Source organism: Pseudarthrobacter oxydans, assembly GCF_030812335.1.
Taxonomy (GTDB): domain Bacteria; phylum Actinomycetota; class Actinomycetes; order Actinomycetales; family Micrococcaceae; genus Arthrobacter; species Arthrobacter oxydans_B.
Window position 1 is genome coordinate 100,725 of the sequence record NZ_JAUSSN010000002.1, and the last position, 22,250, is coordinate 122,974.

At 67.0% G+C, this 22,250-nt stretch carries 24 protein-coding genes; 7 read left to right on the top strand and 17 right to left on the bottom strand.

What is annotated here, in order from left to right; translation table 11 throughout:
- Positions 1-239 precede the first annotated feature (239 nt).
- The 4 genes from rpsO to J2W14_RS03680 form a co-directional block, all read right to left on the bottom strand.
- Entirely contained in the window at positions 240-509 is a 270-nt protein-coding gene (rpsO, locus tag J2W14_RS03665) for a 30S ribosomal protein S15 (protein ID WP_226760651.1), read from the bottom strand.
- Between the two features lie 159 nt (positions 510-668).
- The gene (locus J2W14_RS03670) at positions 669-1,919 is read right to left on the bottom strand and encodes a kynureninase (RefSeq protein ID WP_307459379.1); all 1,251 of its coding nucleotides are present in this window, start codon (positions 1,917-1,919) and stop codon (positions 669-671) included.
- Positions 1,920-1,981: 62 nt separating this feature from the next.
- Positions 1,982-2,836 (bottom strand): tryptophan 2,3-dioxygenase, encoded by an 855-nt coding sequence (kynA, locus tag J2W14_RS03675; protein WP_307458559.1) that lies wholly within the window; start codon positions 2,834-2,836, stop codon positions 1,982-1,984.
- Positions 2,837-2,965: 129 nt separating this feature from the next.
- Positions 2,966-3,961: a bifunctional riboflavin kinase/FAD synthetase gene (locus J2W14_RS03680; RefSeq protein WP_307458562.1), complete on the bottom strand. Its 996-nt coding sequence runs from the start codon at positions 3,959-3,961 to the stop codon at positions 2,966-2,968.
- Positions 3,962-4,198: 237 nt separating this feature from the next.
- On the opposite strand from J2W14_RS03680, the gene J2W14_RS03685 reads away from it, so the two are divergent.
- Complete coding sequence (locus J2W14_RS03685; RefSeq protein ID WP_307458563.1) at positions 4,199-4,936, top strand: DUF937 domain-containing protein; 738 nt, start codon at positions 4,199-4,201, stop codon at positions 4,934-4,936.
- 172 nt (positions 4,937-5,108) lie between these two features.
- Here J2W14_RS03685 and J2W14_RS03690 read toward each other — a convergent pair whose 3' ends face one another.
- Positions 5,109-5,519, bottom strand: a complete 411-nt coding sequence (locus J2W14_RS03690) for a hypothetical protein (RefSeq protein WP_307458570.1) — start codon at positions 5,517-5,519, stop codon at positions 5,109-5,111.
- A gap of 301 nt (positions 5,520-5,820) precedes the next feature.
- Positions 5,821-7,482: an HNH endonuclease signature motif containing protein gene (locus tag J2W14_RS03695; protein WP_307458572.1), complete on the bottom strand. Its 1,662-nt coding sequence runs from the start codon at positions 7,480-7,482 to the stop codon at positions 5,821-5,823.
- A gap of 336 nt (positions 7,483-7,818) precedes the next feature.
- Between J2W14_RS03695 and J2W14_RS03700 the strand changes: the two genes are divergently transcribed.
- From J2W14_RS03700 to J2W14_RS03710, 3 genes are all read left to right on the top strand, one after another.
- Entirely contained in the window at positions 7,819-8,661 is an 843-nt protein-coding gene (locus J2W14_RS03700) for a hypothetical protein (RefSeq protein ID WP_307458575.1), read from the top strand.
- Between the two features lie 130 nt (positions 8,662-8,791).
- Entirely contained in the window at positions 8,792-9,379 is a 588-nt protein-coding gene (locus J2W14_RS03705) for an NUDIX domain-containing protein (protein ID WP_307458578.1), read from the top strand.
- Between the two features lie 107 nt (positions 9,380-9,486).
- On the top strand, positions 9,487-9,915 hold the full coding sequence (locus J2W14_RS03710) for a VOC family protein (RefSeq protein ID WP_307458580.1): 429 nt from the start codon (positions 9,487-9,489) through the stop codon (positions 9,913-9,915).
- 5 nt (positions 9,916-9,920) lie between these two features.
- Here the strand turns inward: J2W14_RS03710 and J2W14_RS03715 are convergent, their stop codons facing one another.
- The 3 genes from J2W14_RS03715 to truB all read right to left on the bottom strand — a co-directional run bounded on the left by J2W14_RS03715 (position 9,921) and on the right by truB (position 11,747).
- Positions 9,921-10,358, bottom strand: a complete 438-nt coding sequence (locus tag J2W14_RS03715) for a hypothetical protein (RefSeq protein ID WP_307459382.1) — start codon at positions 10,356-10,358, stop codon at positions 9,921-9,923.
- 82 nt (positions 10,359-10,440) lie between these two features.
- Positions 10,441-10,794 (bottom strand): hypothetical protein, encoded by a 354-nt coding sequence (locus tag J2W14_RS03720; protein WP_282380625.1) that lies wholly within the window; start codon positions 10,792-10,794, stop codon positions 10,441-10,443.
- Entirely contained in the window at positions 10,794-11,747 is a 954-nt protein-coding gene (gene truB, locus J2W14_RS03725; RefSeq protein ID WP_307458584.1) for a tRNA pseudouridine(55) synthase TruB, read from the bottom strand. Before truB ends, J2W14_RS03720 begins: the two co-directional genes overlap by 1 nt.
- 37 nt (positions 11,748-11,784) lie before the next feature.
- Between truB and J2W14_RS03730 the strand changes: the two genes are divergently transcribed.
- Both J2W14_RS03730 and J2W14_RS03735 read left to right on the top strand, forming a co-directional pair.
- The gene (locus J2W14_RS03730; protein WP_307458586.1) at positions 11,785-12,951 is read left to right on the top strand and encodes a pyridoxal phosphate-dependent aminotransferase; all 1,167 of its coding nucleotides are present in this window, start codon (positions 11,785-11,787) and stop codon (positions 12,949-12,951) included.
- 139 nt (positions 12,952-13,090) lie between these two features.
- The gene (locus J2W14_RS03735) at positions 13,091-13,300 is read left to right on the top strand and encodes a hypothetical protein (RefSeq protein WP_307458588.1); all 210 of its coding nucleotides are present in this window, start codon (positions 13,091-13,093) and stop codon (positions 13,298-13,300) included.
- A 55-nt stretch (positions 13,301-13,355) separates the two neighbouring features.
- Here J2W14_RS03735 and J2W14_RS03740 read toward each other — a convergent pair whose 3' ends face one another.
- From J2W14_RS03740 to J2W14_RS03750, 3 genes are all read right to left on the bottom strand, one after another.
- A complete protein-coding gene (locus J2W14_RS03740; protein ID WP_307458589.1) occupies positions 13,356-13,703 on the bottom strand; it encodes a CU044_2847 family protein in 348 nt (115 codons plus the stop codon).
- 28 nt (positions 13,704-13,731) lie between these two features.
- The gene (gene trxA / locus J2W14_RS03745) at positions 13,732-14,169 is read right to left on the bottom strand and encodes a thioredoxin (RefSeq protein WP_307458591.1); all 438 of its coding nucleotides are present in this window, start codon (positions 14,167-14,169) and stop codon (positions 13,732-13,734) included.
- Positions 14,170-14,286: 117 nt separating this feature from the next.
- The gene (locus tag J2W14_RS03750; protein ID WP_307458593.1) at positions 14,287-14,772 is read right to left on the bottom strand and encodes a nucleoside deaminase; all 486 of its coding nucleotides are present in this window, start codon (positions 14,770-14,772) and stop codon (positions 14,287-14,289) included.
- A 183-nt stretch (positions 14,773-14,955) separates the two neighbouring features.
- On the opposite strand from J2W14_RS03750, the gene J2W14_RS03755 reads away from it, so the two are divergent.
- Positions 14,956-16,098 (top strand): ScyD/ScyE family protein, encoded by a 1,143-nt coding sequence (locus J2W14_RS03755; RefSeq protein WP_307458595.1) that lies wholly within the window; start codon positions 14,956-14,958, stop codon positions 16,096-16,098.
- Between the two features lie 118 nt (positions 16,099-16,216).
- Here the strand turns inward: J2W14_RS03755 and rbfA are convergent, their stop codons facing one another.
- From rbfA to rimP, 5 genes are all read right to left on the bottom strand, one after another.
- Positions 16,217-16,726 carry a 30S ribosome-binding factor RbfA gene (rbfA, locus tag J2W14_RS03760; RefSeq protein ID WP_307458597.1) on the bottom strand — a complete coding sequence of 170 codons (510 nt, stop codon included), beginning with the start codon at positions 16,724-16,726 and terminating at the stop codon, positions 16,217-16,219.
- Positions 16,727-16,972: 246 nt separating this feature from the next.
- Complete coding sequence (infB, locus tag J2W14_RS03765) at positions 16,973-19,891, bottom strand: translation initiation factor IF-2 (RefSeq protein ID WP_307458598.1); 2,919 nt, start codon at positions 19,889-19,891, stop codon at positions 16,973-16,975.
- Between the two features lie 152 nt (positions 19,892-20,043).
- Positions 20,044-20,385 carry a YlxR family protein gene (locus J2W14_RS03770; protein WP_307458600.1) on the bottom strand — a complete coding sequence of 114 codons (342 nt, stop codon included), beginning with the start codon at positions 20,383-20,385 and terminating at the stop codon, positions 20,044-20,046.
- Between the two features lie 265 nt (positions 20,386-20,650).
- A complete protein-coding gene (nusA, locus tag J2W14_RS03775) occupies positions 20,651-21,631 on the bottom strand; it encodes a transcription termination factor NusA (RefSeq protein ID WP_307458602.1) in 981 nt (326 codons plus the stop codon).
- Entirely contained in the window at positions 21,631-22,248 is a 618-nt protein-coding gene (gene rimP, locus J2W14_RS03780) for a ribosome maturation factor RimP (RefSeq protein WP_307458604.1), read from the bottom strand. Before rimP ends, nusA begins: the two co-directional genes overlap by 1 nt.
- Positions 22,249-22,250: the final 2 nt, after the last annotated feature.

Here is a 22,250-nt window from a genome sequence, read left to right on the forward strand (position 1 = left end):
ACCTCCGTTTCATGGTTCACGGAGTCCAGCCGCATCAACCCAGTCCAGCATCTGTCGGCTGGCCTGCACTGCACCCGGTCATCGATCGAGACCCACGGGCTAAGGCTTCATTCCTTGAAGCCGTTCCCGGAGATCACTACCGAAGACCGCGAATGCGTGATGCGGTTGATCCTCCTGTTGAGTTTTGTGTGAAGAAGGCGGCCCTTTCCGTCACGGAAGGGGCCGCCCCTTAAAGCTGACTAGCGGCGCAGGCCGAGACGCTCGATGAGCGCACGGTAGCGGGTGATGTCAGTGTTCTTGAGGTAGGTCAGCATGCGCTTGCGACGACCGACCATGGCCAGCAGACCGCGCTGGGTGTGGTAATCGTGCTTGTGCACCTTCATGTGCTCAGTGAGATCCTTGATCCGCTGAGTCAGGACTGCAACCTGGACCTCCGGCGAACCGGTGTCGCCCTCGGACGTTGCGAAATCCTTGATGATGGACTGCTTTACAGCGGCTTCAAGTGCCACGATAACTCCTAGAGATGTGCCGTGAGGCCCGAATCAGTAACTCACTGCCGGGGGTGCCGCGCCGGAGATTCCTCCTCCGAAGAGGGGTTGCCCGTACACAACAAGAGCCAGCCGCCACGGACTGCAGCCGGATCCAACGTTTAGTTTACCGGCACGCCGCTAATCTTGTCGAAACGGCCGGTCCTGTTCCCCGGAAGGGCCCTGCGCCAGCCGTTCGCGGATGGCGGCCATCCCGCGGTACAGCTCCGCGAAGGATGTGCTCAGCGGGGACAGCCCGATCCGGATGCCGTGCGGTGCGCGGAAATCCGGAATGACGTCCTGCTCCCACAGCGCCGCGGTCATCTCCCGGAACGCCGGGTGGTCGACCGTGATGTGGCTGCCCCGCAGTTCCGGGTCCCGCGGCGTCGAGAGTTCCACACCCGCCGGGGCGAGCCAGGCGTCGTGGAGTTCGACGGCGAACGCGGTCAGCAGCCGGGACTTCTCCCGCACGGCGGCCATGCCCACCTCCTCCAGCAGGTCCAGGGTGCCGCGCATGGCGAGCATCCCGAAGATCGCGGGGGTGCCGCTGAGGAAACCGCGGATTCCCGCCGCGGCCTCATAGCCGGGCCCCATTTCGAAGGCGTCCTTGCGGCCCATCCAGCCCCAGATCGGCTGCTGGAGTCCCGGCAGGTGCCGGGCGTTGACGTAGGCGAACGCGGGTGAGCCCGGTCCCCCGTTGAGGTACTTGTAGGTGCAGCCGGCGGCGAAGTCGACGTCGGCGGCGTCCAGGGCGATCTCCACCGACCCGGCGGAATGGCACAGGTCCCACACGACCAGCCCGCCGGCGTCGTGCACGGCCGCGGTGATGCCGGGCAGGTCCGCGAGGAACCCGGAACGGTAGGCGATCTGGCTCAGGACCACGACGGCGGTGGCCGGGCCGGTGGCGGCCCGCACCTGCTCGACGGTCACGCCGGAGGAGGGATCGGCGTCGATCCAGCGCAGCGTGAGGCCCTCCTCGCGGGCGATGCCCTCGACGAGGTACCGGTCAGTGGGGAAATTGTCCGTGTCCAGCACGATCTCGGTGCGTGCCGGGTCCGTGACCGCGGCCAGCGCGGCCCGAATCAGCTTGTACAGGACCACCGTGGTGGAGTCGGCGATGATGGTCTGCCCCGCAGCGGCGCCGAGGACGGCCCTGCCGAGCTGGTCGCCGATGGCCTGCGGCAGTTCCAGCCACTCCTCGTCCCAGCCGCGGATCAGCCGCCCGCCCCAGCTGTCCTGGATGAAGCTGCTGATGTCCGTGACGGCGCGCTTGAGCGGGCGGCCCAGGGAGTTGCCGTCCAGGTACGACAGCGCGGTGTCGGCGCCGACGAAGTGATCGCGGTAGGCGGCCAGCGGGTCGGCGGCGTCAAGATCGCGGGCGCGCTGCAGCAGGGCTGTGTCGCTGCCGGCGGCGGCCCGTGCCGCGGGCCCCGCGGTTTCCGGCTGAAGGGCGCTCACTGGCCGATCTCCGTCCGGACGGCGAAGAGCTCCGGGAAGAAGGTCAGTTCCAGGGCCTTCTGCAGGAAGGCGGCGCCGCTGGAGCCGCCGGTGCCGGACTTCATGCCGATGGTGCGCTGCACCGTGCGCAGGTGCCGGAATCGCCAGAGCTGGAAGTTGTCCTCGAGGTCCACGAGTTCCTCGCAGGCCTCGTAGGCGCCCCAGTTGTCCGCGGCGTTCTCGTAGATGTACTTGAAGACCGGGACCAGCTCGGCGCAGAACTCGTGCGCCTGGGTGACGTCCCGCTCCAGCAGCGAGGCGGGCACGTCGAAGCCCTGGCGCTTGAGGTAGGCGAGGAAGTCGTCGTAGATGCTCGGGGCTTCGAGGAGCTCCAGCAGCATCGCGTGGGCCTCGGGGTCGGATTCGAAGACCGGCAGCATTTTGCGGTTCTTGTTGCCGAGCAGGAATTCGACCGCGCGGTACTGGCTGGACTGGAATCCGGAGGAATTGCCCAGGAAGCCGCGGAACTGCGAGTACTCGGTGGGGGTGAGGGTGGCCAGCACGGACCACTGCTCGGTGAGGGTTTTCTGGATGTGCTTGACCCGGGCGATGGCTTTCAGGGCCGAGCCGAGATCGTCGGAGCGGAGCCAGGCGGCGGCGCTGCGGAGCTCGTGCAGGACCAGCTTGAGCCACAGTTCCGTGGTCTGGTGCTGAATGATGAACAGCATCTCATCGTGGTGCTCCGGGGCGCTGACCGGCTGCTGGGCGCTCAGGAGCGTCGGCAGCTGCAGGTAGGACGCGTAGCTCATCTTTGAGCTGAAGTCCCGGACAATATCCTTGTCCAGCTCCCTGGTGTTTTTCTCAATCGTCACGTTTATTGCCTTCCTTGCCCAATGGCGGTGCATCAGTGCGCGGAGCCGCCGGCGAAACCGCCCGCACGGACCGCGGATTAGCCGCGCGGTTCAGCGCGGCGGTTCGGCGCAGCGACTTAACCTGGCGGTTCAGCGCGCGAACAGAATGTTGTGGGCCTGGACCACGTCCAGGCGCATCTGGTCCACCAACGCTTCAGGGCCACGGTACGCCACCATCCCCCGCAGCCGGGCGACGAATTCCACTACTACTGTCTGGCCGTACAGATCGAAGTCCTCGACAGCCTCTTCCGGGCGGTCGATCACGTGCGCCTCCACCTGCCGGCTGACGCCGTCGAAGGTGGGGTTGGAGCCCACGGAGATGGCCGCGGGCCAGCGCGTACCGGCCTGGTCGACGAGCCAGCCGGCGTAAATGCCGTCGGCCGGGATGTAGCCGCTCGCGTTGGGGGCGAGGTTGGCGGTCGGGAAGCCGAGGTCGCGGCCGCGCGCGGCGCCGTGGACCACCTCGCCGCGCATCCGGTGCGACCTGCCCAGGACGGCGGCCGCCGTGGCGACGTCGCCCTCGCGCAGTGCCTCGCGCACCCAGGTGGAGGAACAGCGGCGGTCCGTGCCGCCGTCGTCGTGCGCATCGCCGTGCAACGGGAAGCCTTCGGAGCCGAACTCGCTGATGACCAGGACCTCGAAGCCGAGCTTCCGGCCGAGTTCCTGCATGGTGTTCAGGTCCCCGGAGTTGCCCCGGCCGAACCGGGCGTCGTGGCCGATCACGACATGGCTGGCCTTGAGGGCACCGACCAGGACGTCGGCGACGAATTCTTCGGGGGTGAGGCTGGCCAGTTCGAGGGAGTACTTCATGACCAGCACGGCGTCGAGGCCGAGTTCGCCGAGCGCGACCAGCTTGTCTTCGAGGCCCATGATGAGCTCCGGGGCGGATTCGGGGCGGTGGACCTGCGCCGGATGCGGGTCGAAGGTGATGGCGACGGCCCGGGCGTGGTTCAGGCGCGCGATGCGGATCAGCTGCGAGAGCACCTGCTGGTGGCCGCGGTGGACACCGTCGAAGTTGCCGAAGGTAACGACGGAAGGACCGAAGTCCGCCGGGACTTCGGACGGATCGTTCCAGATGTGGACCATCAACCTCGCCTTTTGCTGCCTGCCGTGTGCACCTCCGGAGAATCCTGCCGGCTCCGGAACTCTCCTAGATTACCCGCAAACGCGGTCCGGCACCGACGGGCGCCGCCGGCCTCGGGCAGGGTCCTTTCGCGTCCGGGGCACCCGGACTACGATGCAAGGGCAACCCGTCCGGCGGCGCCTGCGCGAACGCCGCTTTCCAGCGAGGCCCGCACCGAGCTGCGGCTGAAGGAGAACCCCATGACCGAGCTCCACGACATCCTGCGGCAGATCCCGGTAGAGCAGATTGCCGGCATGCTCGGCACCGACCGGCAGACCGCCCAGGCCGCAGTGGAAGCTGCCGTGCCCACGCTGCTGGCCGGCATGCAGAACAATGCACAGGCCTCCGACGGCGCCGCCTCGCTGGAGTCGGCGCTCGGCCAGCACCAGGACGGGCTGCTGGAGGGCGGGGTCGATGCCTCGCAGGTGGACACCGCGGACGGTGAAAAGATCGTGAGCCACGTCTTCGGCGGGCAGCAGGATCAGGTCGCCAGCCAGCTGGCCGGAGCGTCCCAGCTCGGCGGCGTGGGCGGCGACCTGATCAAGAAGCTGCTGCCGATCCTGGCCCCGATCGTGATGTCCTACCTTGCGAACAAGGTCCTCGGGGGCCGCGGGCAGTCGTCCGGGGCCGGCGGCGCGGGCGGGTCCGGCCAGGCCGGGGGCATCGACCTCGGCGCAATTTTGGGCGGGATCCTGGGCGGCGCCGGTGGCGCTGCCGCCGGCGGTGGCGCTGGCGGGATGGGCGGGCTTGGCGATCTGCTGGGCGGGCTGCTCGGCGGCGGCCAGCCGTCGTCGCCGGCAGCGGTTTCTACTGCGGTTCCGGATGAGCGGGACGCAACGCTGGAGCCGAAGGCCCACCCGCAGGGCCGACCCACCGGCGGCCCGCCGCGCCCCGGTGAAGTGATCGACGTCGATCTCCCGGAGAGCCGGCCGGTGTAGCGGAAAAATGACGATGGCGGGTCCGGCGGGATCCTGGGCGACCTGTTCGGGAAGAAGTAGGCCGGAACAATGAACCGGAGGATCAACGACGCCGGGCGGCCCACCCTCATCACCGATGTTCCCTATGCGGTCCCGGCGACGTGCCGGTCAACGGTTCGCTGCGACGTGCCGGTCAACGAGGCGGGGCGTGATGCACTGTGGTATGGCTCGCGGCTCGGTGGTTCCGCCAGTGCAGCAACACGGCGGCCAGGATCAGTGGAACGTGGATACCCGGGAGATTCCGCGCAAACCACTGTGGCAGGTAAATGTCGGTGACGGAGCCCGTCTCGTCGCCCAGGTCCCTGGCCACTGCAGTGAGCGGGCAGTGGAAGCCGTTGGCGGCAAAGACCAGGGTTTCGGCGGTGACGACGCCCGCGGCCAGGCCCACCCTCCGGTCCGTGCGGCCCCGGGCACCGGCATACAGAACGTAGACCATGCAGGCCTCGATCGTGAACCAGGCGAAGGTGTGGAATGCTTTCACGGCCCGCAGCAGGGACGCACGTTCGGCCTCCGCCAGCTCCCCTGGGGCTTTCAGTGCTGCCATGCGACCAGCGTAGCCGCCGTCCGCCGTCGTCCGGTCAGAGGCTTTCGGCCCGCCCGGTCCCAGCTCCCCCGGCGGTCAACCGCGCGAGCCAGGCGTCGAGCTGGCGGGGATGGCGGAACAGGATCGGGGGAGGCAATGCTGGATCCGATTGGATACTGCGCATCACCTGCAGTTTCCGTGTGAACGACCGGAAATGCCACCGGATGATCGAGTCCTGGATGAAAAGCCGGGCAAGGGGTTCCTGGTTGCCGTTGCAGACCGGTTCCCGGGCCACGGCGGGCCGCAGCGTGCATACCCAGGCTCACTCCAGCCGGAAATAGCGGTTTCGCCGTGGCACCTGGCGCGGATCGACGTGCGGAGGCGGGATGAACCACGGGACGCCGTTGCGCAGCTGAATGGTCCACTGTTCCTTGTGGATTACGTGATGGTGATGCGAGCAGAGCAGCGTTCCGTTGCCTGCCCCTGTGCTACCGCCGCGGGACCAGTAGCTGATGTGGTGGGCCTCGCACCACGGCGCCGGGATGGTGCACTGGGGAAAGGCGCAGCCCTGGTCCCGCGCCGCGATGGCCTTGCGGATGTGCGGCGGGAAGACCCGCGAGGCGCGACCGATGTCCAGGATCCGGCCTTGTCCGCCCAGCACAACCGGGATGATGTCGGCGTCGCAGGCGATCTTGCGCACGGTCGACGCCGTGACAGGGCCGGTGAACATCATTGTCCCGGCGTTGGAGCCCGGGGCGCGGGTCTCCGTGTCGGCGCCGCAGAGCCGTTCCAGCAGGTCACGGTAGTCGACTGTGACCATCACCTGCGGGCGCAGCCCTCCCGCGGCGGGCAGGTCCCCGGCGGCGAGGGCCGCTTTGCAGCCACCGACGAGGCCGTCGAGGAGCCGCTGCGGCCGGGTGCGCTGATCCAGCCGTTCCGCTGCAGCCGGGTCGTCCGCATCGCCGTCGACGGCGGAACTATCCCCGGGCCCGGTTTGGGAGGCGGCATCCTTGCTGGCGTCGGGCCCGGATGCGATGCCGACCCGCGGGTTGGTGGCGGTGTTCATGACAGTGAGCAGGTGCTCGAACTGGTCGGTCGTGGCGAAGATTTCCACATGCTGCAGTCCGCGGTGTGCCCGTCGTATGAAGGCGCCCTGGCGGTGGCGCAGCTCCTGCTCGTCGGGTTCCTCGCCGTCCTGGTCCAAGGCGTCCGTCCAGCGTTTGGCGATCCTGGTCAGGAAGTCCGGGTCGTTCTCAACCGCTGTCCGGGTGAGGGCGTGCTCCATCCGGGCGGCATCTTCCGGTGCGGACACGTGCCGAATCCTGTCCAGGGAAAGGCTGACAATGGTCGCCGCCCGTGAGGCGACGTCCCCGGCGGCGACCGCAGCCGCGAGTTCTTCTTTTGCGGCCGGCAGCGGCTGGCCCAACAGGCCCGCGCGCGGCAGGACGTCGGCGGCGAGGGCCAGACGGCGTCGGGCTTCCGGGGCACTGATCCGCAACCGCGCCCGCAGGAATTCCGCGGTGTTCCGGTACCCGTCGTCCACCCATCCCGGGCAAGGAGCAGCGCCTTCCGGCTCGTTCCAGATCGGGTCGGACGGAGTACTTTTCGGCGCACCCGCCTCCGTATTCCAGCCAGTCAACCAGCCGGCAGGCGCGTTGGAACCAAACTTCGCGGCGGCAGTCCTGGCTCCAGCCGCTGCCTGGCTTCGGGTCCGGTCGACCGCCGCCGCGGCCACAAGCTGGAAGTAATCGACCATGCGGGACAGCTCCTCCACGCGGTCAGCGAAGTCCGCGGCTTCTGCCACTCCGAACAGCGCCGCGTCAGGCTCAGCCGTCCCGTTGCAGGAGCGGAGCAGGGCAAGCGCCGCATCAAGGGCACGGTCCACGCACTCGGGAGGAACGGACTCGAGCCGGGGAAAGCCGGGAAGGATCACGCCGTGAGGCCGGGTGGCCTGCAGCGGGATGAAATCTTCGCTGGCTTCCATAGATAAATTCCACCACGAGGCTGTGACATTTTCGGGGCCTGGGTCTTTGGAGACTTCTCGGGGTACTGCCGGACACGCTGCACTGCTACGGCTGCCGGGGAGCTACCCGACGCCGCCCAGTTCCAGCCGCGTATACCCGGATAGGCCCCACATGCGGACAGCTGGAGTTCTTGCCTGGGAGTTCCGCTCGGGGAGCCCTCTACGGCACTCTTCCCGCCGGATCGCTCGGTGGCGCACTCCCGGATTTAGTGTTGCGCCCGGCGGTGGCTACGCTCGCGCTAAATAGGTCTTTTCCTGCTTCATGTAACCAAAGTGGGCGTGCCGGAAACTACCAGAATGAACGGCACACCAGCCTTCGGAAATCGATTAGGGACAAAAATAAACATGAACTACCGGGCCAGTTCTGTCAGAAACGCAACACTCACTGCTCTTGCGTTAGGTCTTACTCTTTCTGCCTGTGCCCCTGCCAATCAAGAAGCAGCCCCGTCAGCATCTCCCTTCACCTCGGTCACCGCGACTGAGACCGTCACTTCCACAGCCACAGCAGCCCCTACCGCAGCCGCAACGCCGACACCCAGCCCTACGGCAGTGGGAGGGCCAACGGTGGCTCCCGTGGTTCCAGTGGCTCCAGCCCCTGAGCCAGTCGCCCCGAAACTGGCAACCTTCACTTTCCCTGACGGGCACATTTCCTTTGCGCACCCTGCCAACTGGACCATCAAAACCCAGCAAGGTCCGTACCTTGACTATGTGAATGAAACAGACAAGGCAAAGTCAGTAGAAGCTCACATCTACGATGAAAAAGGCAACAAGGTTTCAGTGATCGCAAGCGGTGGATATGGCGGCGGTGCAGCAGGACCATCCTTGCTGACAGTTCTGGACACTCAGCAGGTCCCGAATTTCCCGGCTAGGGATGGTGACACGGTTTTTGCCTTCATTAAGTATGAGAATCCTGTTGACCACTCAGTCTTCTACCGCATGGGCAACATGAGCGCAGAGTTTGTCACTAATGGCGAGGGTACCTCCGGGAGCTATGTTCGCATTGTAGAAAATGGTGCATCCGAAGCATATGTTGAATTTGACAGTCCTGCATTCAACTCTCTGGAGAGTGCAAAAGCATGGATGAAAACCGAGCAATACAGCCAGCTCAAAGCAATGCTGACCAGTATGCGCTACGTCTAGCCCGGGGCATTTTTTGTCACGATCTCCGCGGCTGCAGCTGTGCCGCCCCGGCGACTGGCTCAGGGGCCATCGGCCGGCCGGGCGGAGCACACTCCGGCCGGTACGGGCAGTGCCGTGGGAAACTGGGGGCATGGACAGCCCTGTTGCCCCGACCTCCAGCCCGGCACTGCCCCACGTCGCGCGGCCCGGCGAACCTCAGCCTCCCGCCGCACAAACCGAGCTCCCTATCGAGCTGCGCCGGCCCCACGGTCCCCGTGACCCCGGTGACGCCTGGGTTGAAGGCGACCGCGGCCGGTTCTGGGGCCGCTTTGGCTCGGCGGGCCTCCTCGTCCACGACTCCGCCAAGGGCATCCTGCTCCAGCACCGGGCCCTGTGGAGCGATCAGGGCGGCACCTGGGGGCTCCCGGGCGGAGCCCTGCACCAGGGCGAAGAGGCAGTCCACGGCGCCCTTCGCGAGGCAAAGGAAGAAGCTGCCGTCCCGCCGGAAAACGTCCGCGTCCTGTTCACCTCGGTCTTCGACGTCGGCTACTGGACCTACACGACGGTCGCTGTCGAGGTCGTGGACGCGTTTGAACCGGAGATCAGCGACCCGGAGAGCCTGGAGCTGCAGTGGGTTCCGGTTGCGCTCGTCGGCGACAAGGAACTGCATCCCGGCTTCGGAGCGGCCTGGCCGGTCCTGCGCGAAAGGCTGTTGGGGCTCGACGCCGGAACGGACTAAGCTCCCGACGCCGGCCCGGGCGGCGGGCAGCATCAGTTGCAGCCAGCACAGGTGGCCGGAGCAACAGCGGCATTCCGCTCTGGAACTGTCCGTCCTAAGGTTCGGTTATGACGACCGAAAATCACACCCCACCCCCTGTCCGGCAACTGCGCCTCGTCGTCGAGACGGAGGACTACGACGCCGCCCTGACGTTCTACCGGGACGTGCTGGGACTCGTGGAACGTGAAGTGGTTCCCAGCGAGGGCGACGCACGCATCACGATCCTCGAAGCTGGCCGCGCCACCCTGGAGCTTTCCAACCCGGCGCAGGTCAAGTACATCGACCAGGTGGAAGCCGGCGGGCAGCCAAGCGCCAGGATCCGAGTCGCCTTCGAGGTTGACGATACGGAAGAAGCCACGCGGGACCTCGTGGAGGCCGGCGGCACGCTCATCGCGGAACCACGGGAAACGCCGTGGCGCTCGGTGAACTCACGGCTCACCGGCCCGGACGGGCTGCAGATCACACTGTTCCAGGAACTGGACCGGCCAGCTGGCTAGGGCGCTCAGGCCTTCTTCGGGGCGGGACGGCGGCGGTACAGCCAGATGAGGCCCAGGATCGGCAGCAGCAGCGGGATAAAAGCGTAACCGCGGCCAAACAGGGACCAGACCGTCTCATGCGGGAAGTTGACCGAGTCGAACAGGCTGAGCGCCCCGACCACCAGCACGCCCACCAGTTCCACCAGCACCGCCGCAACCGAGACCTTGAACCAGGTGCGACCGGACTTGGCGAGCGACACTGTCGCCACCAAATAGACGACGGCGGCGAAGGCCGACAGCAGGTACGCCAACGGCGCTTCGGAGAACTTGGTGAGGATCTGGAATCCCGCCCGGGCCGTTGCGGAAATCGCGAACACCGCGTAAACAGCGATCAGCAGCCGGCCGGGGCCGGTGTTGCGGGTGTCATTTGCCGGGGCCAGCGCCGCAGCCGGAGCCGCGTCCACAGGAGCACCCGCCGCCGGGGCCGCCGTCGTTCCGATGTCCTCGTGCGAAGGTTTCGCCGTCACGTTTTCTGCCTCTTCCACGTCAGTACCAAATCTGATTCATTCGGGCCGCCATCACCAGGGCGGTGACGCCGACGGCGGCCAGCACAAAGTTGCTCCAGCGGGTGCGTTCCAGGATGGCCCAGTACACCGCGCCGACCGGCAGCAGGAGGGCCGTCAGCAGGTAACCCCAAAACTCCCACGGCTCCCCCGCCATCTGCTCCCCGCCCGCGACCCGGACGATCGACCCGACCAGGTACACCAGCAGGGACAATTCGACGGCGGCCACCGAGAGGATCGTCGTGTCGTTCGGGGCCTTCTTGAGGATGCCGGCGCCCAGGCAGATGACGGTGGAGACCAGCCCGACGACCAGGATGATGTAGAAATACGCGTCCACTACTGTCCGGCCTGCTGTTCCGCCGTCGGCTGCTTGGGCGGGCGCTTCTCGTTGTCCGGCGCGAACACCAGCACCGGTTTGGCGTAGCTGCCCTTGTCCGCGAGCAGGGCCACGAGCGTCCCGTCCGGGGCGAAGCCTGCGGCCGGGTTCTCCGGCGTCGCTGCGCCCGGGGTACCGGCGGCCGCCCCGGCGGCGATCCTGCGGCCGAAGGAGATCTCGGTGGTCTCCTCGTCGCTGAGTTCGCGGTTGGGCATGAGTGCCCGGGCGGCCTGGGACATTTCCAGCACGTCCAGCTCTTCGGCGAGCTGCTCCAGGGTGTGGGCCTGGTCCAGTGTGTACGGGCCCACCTGGGTGCGGCGCAGCGCCGTCAGGTGACCGCCGACGCCGAGCGCGTCGCCGAGGTCGCGGGCCAGGGCCCGGATGTAGGTGCCGGAGGAGCATTCCACGGTGACGTCCACGTCCAGGGCCTCGCCGTCGCGCACCGGACGGAACCCGTGGACCTCGAAGCGGTGGATGGTGACCGGCCGTGCGGCCAGCTTGACCTCTTCGCCGGAGCGGACCCGGGCGTAGGCGCGTTCTCCGTTGACCTTGATGGCGCTGACGCTGCTCGGAATCTGCTGGATCTCACCGGTCAGCGCGGCGACGCCGGCCCGGACGGCTTCCTCGGTGACCGCTGCGGCGCTGTGCGTCGCGGTGACCTCACCTTCGGCGTCGTCGGTGACCGTGGATTCGCCCAGGCGGATGGTGGCCGTATAGGTCTTGGAGGTGCCCACAATGTAGGTGAGCAGCCGTGTGGCCTTGTTGATGCCGACCACCAGAACGCCCGTGGCCATCGGATCCAGCGTTCCGGCGTGGCCCACTTTTCGGGTACCGGCGAGCCGCCGCATCCGTCCAACCACATCGTGGCTGGTCCAGCCTTGCGGCTTGTCCACTATTACCAGTCCAGAAAGCACGCTCCCCAGTATATCTGCGCCAGTTAGGATGGCAGACATGCCCGAGCTTGCCCCCCACGTCCGCGACGTTCCCATCAACCAGATCCGCGAAATCACCGAAGCCGCCTGGGGCACCCCCGGTGCGATCGTGCTGAGCATCGGCGAACCGGGCTTTGCCGTCCCGCGCCATATCCTCGAAGCCGGGATGGCCTGCCTGGACCGCGACGAAACGAACTACACACCCAACGCCGGCATTCCGGCCCTGCGCGAGGCCTTCGCGGCCAGGTTCCGGGAGCACAACGCGACGCCGGTCGGCACGGACCGCGTCTACGTCGTCGACGGCGCCCAGCAGGGCCTGCACTTCGCGATGAGCCTGCTGCTCTCCCCCGGAGATGAAATCCTGATCCCCAATCCGGGCTACCCGACGTTCGCCATGACCAGCAGCCTGCTGCACGCCGTCCCGGTGCGGTACCCGCTGTATCCCGAGCATGACTTCCAGCCCCGGATCGCGGACATCGAGGAGCTCATCACACCGCGGACCAAGGTGCTGATCCTGAATTCGCCGTCCAATCCGCTCGGTGCCGTCCTGGGCGAGGAGCTAACCCGCAGCCTCGTGGCCCTGGCCGTCCGGCACGATCTGTGGATCATTTCCGACGAATGCTACGAGGCGTTCACGTACGACGTCCCGCATGTGAGCCCCGCCCGCTTCGACAGCGATGTCCCGGGGGAAGCTCGCGTGTTCACCTCGCTCACGCTCTCCAAGACCTACGGCCTGACCGGGCTGCGGATCGGCGCCCTGATCTGCCCGCCCGGCCTGGAACAGAAGATGAACAACGTGATGGAGGCCATCGTCTCCTGTGTCGCCGCGCCCTCCCAGTACGCGGCGCTGGCCGCGCTGACCGGCCCGCAGGACTACGTCAGTCACGCCCACGCGCACTACCGGGCCAACCGCGACGCCGCCTCCGCCGTCCTGGCCGCCAAGGGGATCCCGTTCCTCACCGCGCAGGGGGCCTTCTACCTCTGGGCGGATGTGTCCCACGCCAGCGGCGGGGATGTGCGGTCCTGGGTCCGGCGCTTTCTGGCCGATTCCGGAGTGTCCTTCGCCCCCGGCACCGCGTTCGGCTCGATCGGCGAGGGCTGGATCCGGATTGCCCTCTGCAGCAGCCACGCTGACCTCGTCGAAGGCCTCGGCCGGCTCCCGGCGCGGATCGCGGCGGAGGGCTGACAGCCCGGGCACAGGGTCCCTGTCCCCTACCGCCGTGGCACTGCAACGCCTAACCTGAGCGCAACGCGCGGTCTTCGCGTGCGTCACGGGGCGTGCCGTTCCGGGACTGGTGTGTCGGGGTTCCGTCAGGGAGGTTCACATGTGGTGGCAGGACTTGTTATGGGGCATCTGGAACGGGCTCACGGCATGGATTGTGCTGATCGCGCACGTCTTCGGCCAGTGGAGTGAATTCCCGTTCTACAACTCGGCCCGCACCGGAAACTGGTACGACTTCGGCTTCCTGCTGGGGGTCGGCTCGCCCTTCCTGGGCGGCCTGGGCGCCCAAGGCGCGCGGAGCCGGCGCCGCTGAAGACCTGGCCCCGCGGGCTAGCCCCGCGCCGCCGCCCGCGCCGGGCCGGACGGCCTCACAGCATGATCTCTTCCTCCGGCGACAACTGTGCCGAGGGCCTGTGGGCGAACGACAGCTTGAGGATAAAGTGGGCCTCGGAGCAGTTCTGCGCGATGATGGCCCCTGCCTCACCGGCCAGCTTCACGCCAAACTGCAGCTCCAGGTGCTCCGCGCCGACTTCCTTCAAGACCTCCGCCGCCGCGTTGGCCGCCGGCCGGATGGCGGCGAGGGCATCTTCCAGCCGCCGCCCGGCGTCGGTGATTCCCTGCTCGTTCCGCGCGGGGCGCTCCACGCCGAAGCTGTCATCGGCCACTTCGACCAGCACCGTCCCGGAACCTACTTCGTAGCGCAGTATCTCGGTCATTGCTACCTCCAGTTCGCCCGCGGGACGGTCACGGTTTGGCCGCCGCCAGGGCACCGTCGAGCCATTGGCGCAGGGCCGCCGCCGGCGGAGCACCCGCCTGCCGGGCCACCACCTTGCCGTCCCGGATAAGCAGCATGGTCGGAATGGCCTGGATGTCGAAGCGCCGTGAGAGCGCCGGTGACTTGTCGACGTCGACCTTGACGAGCTTGACCCGGCCGGCCCGCTCGTGGGCCAGCTTGTCCAGCACGGGGCTGACCATGCGGCAGGGCCCGCACCAGGCTGCCCAGAAATCGATCAGGGCGGGCGTTGAGGACTGTTCGGCGATGACCGCGAAGTCGGCGTCGCCGGCCTCGACAATCCAGGGCAGGTCGGCGCGGCAGTTGCCGCAGCGCGGATGGCCGGCCGCCGCCGTCGGAATCCGGTTGGTTTTCCCGCACTGGGGGCATGCGATCAGGCTGGAGCCCACCGACCGCCGCCTTCCCGAGTCCCCGCAGTCATGGTTCCATACGACGCCCCCGCGCGGAGCGGGCATAGAGTCCAAAGTCCCCGGCCAGGCCGTGGATCCCGGCCGGAGCCGCCGTCGTCAGTATTCAACGCGGTCCGGGTTATCGTGCCAGGCCTGGAAGGGAACGTCCGACGCCGGGACGGCCGTTTGGCGGACCGGCATCAGGTCCGGCCGGGTGCCGTCGAAATACTGATAGAACAGCGCATCGTCGAAACCGGCGGCCGCAGCCGCGTGGCGGTCCGCGGCGAAGTGGACCTGGTCAACGCGGGCCCAGAGGGCGGCGGCGAGGCACAGCGGGCACGGTTCGCAGCTGGCATAGAGCACGGCGCCGCTGAGATCGAAAGTGGCGGACGCGGCGGCGGCCGTGCGGATGGCCACCACCTCGGCGTGGGCTGTGGGATCGTTGTCGCGCGTGACCTGGTTGACGCCCTCGTGGACCCGCCCGTCGGGAGTCACCACCAGCGCCCCGAACGGTCCGCCGCCCGCGGCCACATTGGCGGCCGCGAGCCGGATGGCCTGATCCAGGAAGCGGTTGATGTCGGAAGCTGAGGGTGCCGTGACCATGGTCCGATCATAGCCAGCAACTCCGTCCGCAGTGGCAGATCCGTGGCCGCCGCGCAGGCATCGACTTTGCGTCGCCGAAGGCTTAATATCCGCTTGGGGGCCGTGAATACGCCAGCTACCTTAACACCGGTCTCAAGGGTCTCAACGATGTGGATTCCTCATCACTCGCCCCGGGAGCCAACCATGAGAAAGAAATTGTCATTGCTCGCCACGGCCGCCACCGCCGCCGTGTTCCTCGCGGCCGGGTCAACTGCCGGCGCAGCCCCGGACGGCCCATCGGGTGGGGACACCGGGGACGCGGCACCGGTTCTGCTCATCGGCGGGCTGGTGGGCCCGCTGCATGTCAACGCCGGCCGCGACGGCTCCGTCACGGTGAGCGAATCCTTTGCGGGCCGGCTGACCAGGGTCGACTCCGACGGGAACCGCGACGTCCTCTACGAATCCCCTGACTGGAGCGTTGCGGGCAACGACCGGCGGGATGATCGGACGTATTTCCTGGAGAGCCAGGGCGCCGGACCCCATCCGGCCGAGCTGGCCGGCCACGTCCGCATCATCGACGAGGACGGGAGCCAGCGGACCCTGGGCGATTTCGCCGCCCTGGAATCGGGGGAGAACTCCGACGGCGAGACCCGGTACGGCTTCCGTGACCTGCCGGAAGGCTGCGAGGCCGAGCTGCCGGCCAACATGCCGGCCAGTTACAAGGGTGAAGTTGATTCACACCCGTACGGTATTGCCGTTACCGACCGGACCATCTACGTCGCCGATGCCGGGGCGAACAGTGTGGTCTCGGTTGATACCCGGAGCGGCAAGACCGAGACCGTGGCTGTGCTGCCGCCGCGGCCCTACAAGATCACCCCGGAAGCTGCGGCCTCCAACGGGCTGCCCGACTGCGTCGTGGGAACGACGTATGACTTCGAGTCCGTCCCGACCGATGTCGCCGTCGGGCGGGATGGCTGGCTGTATGTCACGTCGCTCCCCGGCGGGCCTGAGGATCCTGCGCTGGGAGCCCGCGGGGCGATCTTCAAAGTGGACCCCGACGACGACGAGGTGGACCTCGTGGCCGATGACATCATGACGCCCACGGGACTTGCCCTCGGCGAGGACGGCGAGCTCTATGTCGCCTCGCTGTTCGGCGAGGGTGTGCTCCGGATCGACCCTGAATCGGGCGACCAGACGGTGGTCCTCGAGGCCGGATTCGCCGCCGACGTCGACCTCCGCGGCGACACCCTGTACGCCACGGTCAACGCCCTGCCCGGACCCGACGGTGAGCCAAACGGCCAGGTGATGTACCTGGACCTGCGGGACGGGCACCATGACGGCGGCTGACTCCTGACAGGACAGCCCTGTTGCCACACAGAAACGGCCGGCCCCTTACCGGGGCCGGCCGTTTCCGTGCAGAACTTCATTGTTTCAGGACTGCGCTGTCGCTTGCTGCGTGCCGCTGTTACTTGTTGCTGTCCTCGTCGACGTCGTCTTCGTTGGTGAGGTCCTGGTCCTCTTCGTCGAAGTCGTCCTCGTCGAGCTCCACGTCCTGCGGAGTGTCGCTCTTGTAGGGGTCGGCGTCACCGGCGTGCTTGGCGCTGGCGGCCAGTGCGGCCACCTCGGCGTCACGTTTCTTTGCAGCCCGGAGCAGTTCCTCCAGGTTGGAGGCGTTGACCGGGATCTGGTCCGCCACGAACTCCAGCGTCGGGGTCAGCCGGACGGTGACGTTCCGCCCGACTTCCTGCCGGAGCACGCCCTTGGCTTTCTCAAGCCCTTTGGCGGCCTCGGCCTGGACCAGCTGGTCACCGAACACGGTGTAGTAGACCGTGGCGTGCTGCAGATCATTGGTCACACGCGCATCGGTAACAGTGACGCCCTCAAGCCGGGGATCCTTGACCCTGCGGCCCAGGGCCTCAGCAACAACAACCTTAATCCGCTGCGCCAACTTGGCAGCCCGTGCGGGATCAGCCATTTCCACTCCTAAAAATTTGGATGTACGACGGCGCAATGGCGGTCTGTGTACACACGTTGGGTTTTAATGCCACGCGCCTAAGGCGAGTCTACGACGGACCCGTTGGGTTTTTTCCGGCGGCCTGGGAGTGGCATCGGGCCTGCCGAAGCTGGGCGGCGAAGGATCGCAGATCCTTTGCCGCCCAGCGAAGGGGCGGGGCCGCCGGAAAAAATCCAACGACCCCGCACCTTGTCACGCTAGGACACTTTAGACGCGCGGCTTTTCGCGCATCTCGAAGGTCTCGATGATGTCACCTTCGTTGATGTCGTTGAACGAGCCAAGACCGATACCACACTCGAAGTCCGTGCGGACCTCGGTGGCGTCGTCCTTGAAGCGCTTGAGCGTCTCAACCGTGAGGTTGTCACCGATAACCTTGCCGTCGCGGCTGACACGGGCCTTCGCGTTGCGTCGGATAACACCCGAGCGCACGATCGAGCCTGCAATGTTGCCGAACTTGGAGGAACGGAACACTTCGCGGACCTCGGCGGTGCCAAGCTGGACCTCTTCGTACTCCGGCTTGAGCATGCCCTTGAGGGCTGCCTCAATGTCATCAATTGCTGCGTAGATGACGGAGTAGAAGCGCATGTCCACGCCTTCGCGGTCTGCCAGTTCGGCAACACGCTCGGCGGGCTTGACGTTGAAGCCGATGATGACGGCGCTGTCGACCGTAGCCAGGTTGACGTCGTTCTGCGTGATCGCACCGACACCGCGGTGGATAACGCGGAGCTGGACACCCTCGCCGACGTCGATCTTGAGCAGCGCGTCTTCGAGGGCTTCCACGGCACCGGACACGTCACCCTTGAGGATGAGGTTGAGGGTGTCGATCTTGCCATCGGCGACGGCCTGGTCGAAGTCTTCCAGGCTGATGCGCTTGCGGCGCTTGGCCAGTGCGGCGTTGCGGTCCGCAGCTTCACGCTTCTCGGCGATCTGGCGGGCGGTGCGCTCGTCGGCGGTCACGAAGAACGTGTCGCCGGCGCGCGGGACGTTGGACAGACCCAGTACCTGCACGGGGCGGGACGGGCCGGCCTCGGTCAGGGAACTGCCGTCGTCGTCGAACATCGCACGGACACGGCCGTGGGCCGTGCCTGCCACGATGGTGTCGCCGATGTGCAGGGTGCCGGACTGAACCAGGACGGTAGCGACCGCGCCGCGGCCCTTGTCCAGGTTGGCTTCAATCGCGATACCGCGGGCGTCCTTGTTCGGGTTGGCGCGCATGTCCAGGGCAGCGTCTGCGGTAAGCAGGACGGCCTCGAGCAGTTCGTCGATGTTCAGGTTCTGGCGGGCAGAAACCTCCACGAACATGGTGTCGCCACCGTACTCTTCCGGAACCAGTCCGTACTCGGTCAGCTGGCCGCGGACCTTCTCCGGGTTGGCGCCTTCCTTGTCGATCTTGTTCACGGCCACGACGATCGGCACGTTGGCCGCCTGCGCGTGGTTGAGGGCTTCAATGGTCTGCGGCATAACGCCGTCGTCCGCTGCGACCACGAGGATGGCGATGTCGGTGACCTTCGCACCACGGGCACGCATGGCGGTGAACGCCTCGTGGCCCGGAGTATCGATGAAGGTGATCTTGCGATCGATACCCTCGTGAGCGTGGGTGACCTGGTAGGCACCGATGTGCTGCGTGATGCCGCCGTGCTCGCCCGCCATAACGTCGGACTTGCGGATGGCATCAAGCAGGCGGGTCTTACCGTGGTCAACGTGACCCATGACGGTGACAACCGGAGGACGTGCCTCGAGTTCCTCATCGCCTTCGGCTTCCAGCTCGGCGTCGAAGTCGATGTCGAAGCCCGAGAGCAGGTCGCGCTCCTCGTCCTCCGGGGACACAACCTGGAGCTTGTAGCCAAGCTCCTCGCCAAGCAGGGCGAAGGTCTCTTCATCCAGCGACTGCGTGGCGGTAGCCATTTCGCCGAGGTGGAAGAGCACGGTCACCAGTGCTGCGGGGTTCGCCTCGATCTTGTCGGCAAAGTCCGTGATGGACGAGCCACGGCGAAGCCTGACTACGGTGTTGCCGTCGCCGCGGGGCACACTGACGCCACCCAGCGACGGAGCACTCATCTGCTCGAGTTCCTGGCGCTTGGCACGCTTCGACTTGCGCTGCTTGCCGCGGCCTGCACCGCCCTTACCGAAGGCACCCTGGGTGCCACCGCGACCGCGGCCACCCTTGCCGAAGCCACCGCCGGCCGGAGCGCCGCCACCGGCACCGGGAGCACCGGTACCTGGAGCGCCACCCGGACGGCCCGGACCACGGGCTCCGCCGCCGGGACGGCCTGCACCAGCGGGGGCGGGACGTTCGGTGCGGTTCGGCATCATGCCGGGAGTCGGACGGTTGCCGCCGGCCCCTGCCGGACGGCCAGCGCCCGCTGCGCCGGCCGGACGCGGTGCGCCCGGACGTGCACCCGGAGCGCCGCCGGTGCGGGGAGCACCCGGACGGGGACCACCAGCGCCTGCTGCGGGACGGGGGCCGCCGGGGCGTTCGCCCTCGGTGCGGCTTCCGCCCGGACGCGGCATGCCCTGGGAAGGAGCGAACGGGTTGTTACCCGGACGCGAGGGACGTTCGTTGTCGCCGCCGCGGCCACGGGGCATGCCCTGGGACGTAGCGAACGGGTTGTTGCCGGGACGGGGACCGCCCGGGCGGGGTGCCGAGCCACCCTGGCGTGCCGGAGCAGCCGGGGTTTCAGCCTTGGGGGCCGGACGCGCGCCGGGCTTGGCGCCCGTCGAGGGCGCAGCCGGAGCCTGGGCGGCGGGAGCCGCCGGAGCGGCCGGTGCTGCCGGTGCCGAGGCAGCTGCCGGGGCGGCACTGGCTGCCGGAGCAGCTGCTGCCGGAGCCGGAGCTTCAGTCTTGGTTACTGCAGCCGCCGGCGCTGTGGGTGCAGCCGGAGCCGGCGCGGGCGCCGGACGGTTTGCCGAGGGGCTGGCGGGTGCCTTGGGGGCGGACGCAGGCGCTTCGGACTTCGAAGCTGCTGCTGCGTCGGGGAACGCGTTGCGGAGTTTCCTCACAACGGGGGCCTCAATGGTGGAAGAGGCAGAGCGAACGAATTCGCCCAGTTCCTGCAGTTTGGTTACTGCATCTTTGGAAGTAATACCGAGCTCTTTAGCAAGCTCATGTACGCGGACCTTGGCCACATTTCTCCTGTCTCGGTCCGCACCGAGCCAGGCACGAACCGTCTACTTCTTACTGCGGACCTCCGCCGCGAGTGCAGCTGAAAGGTCCATTGCAGAGCGCAACAAAGTTGTCATCGTTGCGCACTCATCGCTGGGAACTCATCGGGTTTCCATCAGTTTTCTGACCCGCTTTCAGGTTGGACGGTTGTTGCTGCGGCCACCGGGGTGTCCACGGCTTGCGTGCCCGCCAGGATCCGGCGTTCGACGTCGGCTGTTCCGGTAGCGCCGTTAAGGGCGCGACCGAACGCTCGACGTTTGACCGCCAGTGCCAGGCACTTTTCGCTGGGGTGCAGCCATGCACCCCGGCCAGCCATCCGGCTTCGTTCATCCACTACGACGGCGGATGAACCGCTGCCGTCGGCGACGAGCCGGAGTAGCTCTGACCGCGACCCCTTTTTCCGGCATCCGATGCAGGTACGCTGCGGCTGATTCTCGAGGTGTTGCACGTGTGCCACTTACGAGTATCTTCCTGCCAGTACATATCTGCCGGTCCCAGGCATCCGGAACCGGTCTGGCCAAGGGTTGTCTTCAACACCTTCGCCGGACGCAAAACCCGGACGCGTGAGGGACACGCGGATACCGGCCGTCAGGCGCGGTCATGTCTATTCTAGCCCCTCAATTGCCCGGGCCCCGAACTTGCGGGGACACGGACGCTGACGGGCAGGCCCGAACCAGGGCCTTGTGTTGCGGCCCTCTTGCCGGGGGCCACCGAATTGGAAGCTATTTGTCGCGGCTGACCGCGGCGTCCGAGACGATGTCGATGCGCCAGCCGGTGAGCTTGGCGGCGAGGCGGGCGTTCTGGCCTTCCTTGCCGATGGCGAGGGAGAGCTGGTAATCCGGGACCACGACGCGGGCCGAGCGGGTTGCCTCGTCCGTGATGGTAACCGAGTTCACCCGCGACGGGGAGAGGGCGCTTGCGATGAAGGTCGCCGGATCGTCGCTGTAATCGACAATGTCGATTTTTTCGTCGTTCAGTTCGTTCATGACCGCACGGACGCGCGAACCCATTTCGCCGATGCAGGCGCCCTTGGCGTTGATGCCGGGGTTGTTGGCCTTGACCGCCATCTTGGTGCGGTGCCCGGCTTCACGGGCGAGGGCGACGATTTCCACGGAGCGGTCCGCGATTTCCGGAACTTCCATTTCGAAGAGCTTCCGCACGAGGCCCGGGTGTGACCGGGACAGCGTGATGGAGGGTCCCTTGGTGCCGCGGTGCACGTCGATCACGAATGCGCGGAGCCGGTTGCCGTGGATGTACTTCTCCCCCGGCACCTGCTCGGGCGGCGGCAGCAGCGCCTCCACCGAGCCCAGGTTGACCTGGATCATGTGCGGGTTGTTGCCCTGCTGGATCGTGCCGGCCACCAGCTCGCCCTCACGGCCCTTGAACTCGCCGAGGACGTTGTCGTCCTCGACATCGCGCAGGCGCTGCAGGATGATCTGCCGTGCGGTGCTGGCGGCGATGCGGCCAAAGCCGGCGGGGGTGTCCTCGAATTCGCCGATGGGGGCGCCGTCGTCGTCGATCTCCGTGGCCCAGATCGTCACGTGCCCGCTCTTGCGGTCCAGTTCGGCCCGGGCCTTCTCGAAGGCTCCCGGCGTCTTGTGGTAGGCCACCAGCAGGGCCTGCTCGATGGTCGGAATCAGGAGATCCAGCGGGATTTCACGCTCACGCTCCAGGAGTCTCAGTGCGCTCATGTCAATATCCATTAGGCCTCCTCAGAAGGTCCATTGTTTGCGTTCTCCAGGCCTGCCTCTTCGAGGTGGCTGAACTCTATTTCGACTTTTCCGCTGCGAATCTTGTCGAAAGGAAGCTTGACGGGCTCGCCCTGCTTGGGCTTCATGCCCTTCTTTACGGCGATTTCCGGGACCAGGGTGACACCGTCGTCGTCGACGGACTGAACCCGGCCGGTGACGTTCTCGCCCTGCAGGACATTGACCTTGACCATCCGGCCGCGGGCACGGTGCCAGTGCCGCTCTTCGGTGAGGGGACGGCCGACGCCGGGCGAGGAAACCTCGAGCTCGTAAGGGCGCGCGTCGGTGCTGGGATCGTTGTCCAGGATGTCGGAGAGGGTCTTGGAGATCTCCGCGATGACGTCGAGACCGACGCCGCCGGTTTCCTCCTGCGGCAGGTCCACCACAACGTGGACGACGCGGTTGGCTCCGGCGACGTGAATGGAAACGTCCTCCAGGTACAGCCGGTTGGCCAGGACTTCGGGTTCGAGGAGGGCATGCAGCCGCTCGGCCTCAAAGTTGTGAGCGGGTGCGGCTTCAGCCTTACCCGTCCCGGTCCGGTCTGCTGAAGTCGTGGCTTCTGCGTTGGTCATGA

Coding starts and splice junctions, on each gene's coding strand:
- J2W14_RS03680 (WP_307458562.1), bottom strand. CDS start 3,961: ATGGTCCACATCTGGAACGATCCGTCCGAAGTCCCGGCGGACTTCGGT.
- J2W14_RS03685 (WP_307458563.1), top strand. CDS start 4,199: ATGACCGAGCTCCACGACATCCTGCGGCAGATCCCGGTAGAGCAGATT.
- J2W14_RS03690 (WP_307458570.1), bottom strand. CDS start 5,519: ATGGCAGCACTGAAAGCCCCAGGGGAGCTGGCGGAGGCCGAACGTGCG.
- J2W14_RS03695 (WP_307458572.1), bottom strand. CDS start 7,482: ATGGAAGCCAGCGAAGATTTCATCCCGCTGCAGGCCACCCGGCCTCAC.
- J2W14_RS03700 (WP_307458575.1), top strand. CDS start 7,819: ATGAACGGCACACCAGCCTTCGGAAATCGATTAGGGACAAAAATAAAC.
- J2W14_RS03705 (WP_307458578.1), top strand. CDS start 8,792: ATGGACAGCCCTGTTGCCCCGACCTCCAGCCCGGCACTGCCCCACGTC.
- J2W14_RS03710 (WP_307458580.1), top strand. CDS start 9,487: ATGACGACCGAAAATCACACCCCACCCCCTGTCCGGCAACTGCGCCTC.
- J2W14_RS03730 (WP_307458586.1), top strand. CDS start 11,785: ATGCCCGAGCTTGCCCCCCACGTCCGCGACGTTCCCATCAACCAGATC.
- J2W14_RS03735 (WP_307458588.1), top strand. CDS start 13,091: ATGTGGTGGCAGGACTTGTTATGGGGCATCTGGAACGGGCTCACGGCA.
- J2W14_RS03740 (WP_307458589.1), bottom strand. CDS start 13,703: ATGACCGAGATACTGCGCTACGAAGTAGGTTCCGGGACGGTGCTGGTC.
- J2W14_RS03750 (WP_307458593.1), bottom strand. CDS start 14,772: ATGGTCACGGCACCCTCAGCTTCCGACATCAACCGCTTCCTGGATCAG.
- J2W14_RS03755 (WP_307458595.1), top strand. CDS start 14,956: ATGAGAAAGAAATTGTCATTGCTCGCCACGGCCGCCACCGCCGCCGTG.
- rbfA (WP_307458597.1), bottom strand. CDS start 16,726: ATGGCTGATCCCGCACGGGCTGCCAAGTTGGCGCAGCGGATTAAGGTT.
- nusA (WP_307458602.1), bottom strand. CDS start 21,631: ATGGATATTGACATGAGCGCACTGAGACTCCTGGAGCGTGAGCGTGAA.
- rimP (WP_307458604.1), bottom strand. CDS start 22,248: ATGACCAACGCAGAAGCCACGACTTCAGCAGACCGGACCGGGACGGGT.